A 1,000-nucleotide genomic window follows, 5' to 3' on the forward strand; every position below is an offset into this window, starting at 1 on the left:
GCTTCGGCTCATCACGAGCCTTCGCTTTTTGGATTGTCTAGCTTCGGCCCGCCGCCGCTCGGGGTCAAATAACCTCCGCCTTCGGGATGTAAACATCCCTGCAGGCGAAGAACATTTGCCCATCGCGATCGCCAGGACGGCGATATTTCGCCGTTACCCGCAGGACGCGGGTTGCTTTTAGGCGAAATATCGGGCCTCAGCTTTTCGTTTGCGCTTCGTTTCGTTCAGTTTTCAAGGAACGATGATGGAGCCTATCGGGATCGAACCGATGACCTCCTGCGTGCAAAGCAGGCGCTCTCCCAGCTGAGCTAAGGCCCCGTATTTCCGCTATCGGGAAGACAGGATTTGAACCTGCGACCCCATGGTCCCAAACCATGTGCTCTACCAAGCTGAGCTACTTCCCGTTAACGCGCTCGAGAGGATTCGAACCCCTAACCTTCTGATCCGTAGTCAGATGCTCTATCCAGTTGAGCTACGAGCGCAAGTGCCGAGGGCCGGACTCGAACCGGCACGGTAGTTACCTACCCCAGGATTTTAAGTCCTGTGCGTCTGCCAATTCCGCCACCCCGGCTAATGGGCAAATAAATGGAGCGGAAGACGGGACTCGAACCCGCGACCCCCACCTTGGCAAGGTGGTGTTCTACCACTGAACTACTTCCGCCCGGATCATTATGCGGGTGAAGGGACTCGAACCCCCACGCCCGTAAAGGGCACTAGACCCTGAATCTAGCGCGTCTGCCAATTCCGCCACACCCGCAAATATATAGTTAATGGTGAGCCATGGAGGACTCGAACCTCCGACCCTCTGATTAAAAGTCAGATGCTCTACCTACTGAGCTAATGGCTCATATTTTCAATAACACTCTAAGCATCGCTTTGCTCTACCTGCCCCTTCCTCTACAAGCTTATTCACGGAAGTCAAGTGCGTCGGGGCAACTCGAAGCCCATTCGACGATGCATCGCTCGTTGCTGAGCGAATGGCTCATGTTTTCAATAACAC

Annotated in this window: 7 tRNA genes; all 7 read right to left on the reverse strand. The window is 54.6% G+C overall.

Going from position 1 to position 1,000, the window contains the following annotated elements:
• Positions 1-245: 245 nt before the first annotated feature.
• Positions 246-318, reverse strand: a tRNA-Ala gene (locus tag ACTVDO_RS17360).
• Between the two features lie 12 nt (positions 319-330).
• Positions 331-404 (reverse strand) — tRNA-Pro (locus ACTVDO_RS17365).
• Between the two features lie 4 nt (positions 405-408).
• A tRNA-Arg gene (locus tag ACTVDO_RS17370) sits at positions 409-482 on the reverse strand.
• Between the two features lie 3 nt (positions 483-485).
• Positions 486-571 (reverse strand) — tRNA-Leu (locus tag ACTVDO_RS17375).
• Between the two features lie 15 nt (positions 572-586).
• A tRNA-Gly gene (locus tag ACTVDO_RS17380) sits at positions 587-661 on the reverse strand.
• A gap of 11 nt (positions 662-672) precedes the next feature.
• A tRNA-Leu gene (locus tag ACTVDO_RS17385) sits at positions 673-757 on the reverse strand.
• A 14-nt stretch (positions 758-771) separates the two neighbouring features.
• Positions 772-847, reverse strand: a tRNA-Lys gene (locus ACTVDO_RS17390).
• Positions 848-1,000 lie beyond the last annotated feature (153 nt).

The sequence above is a fragment of the Geobacillus sp. BK01 genome (genome assembly GCF_052220245.1).
Lineage (GTDB): Bacteria > Bacillota > Bacilli > Bacillales > Anoxybacillaceae > Geobacillus.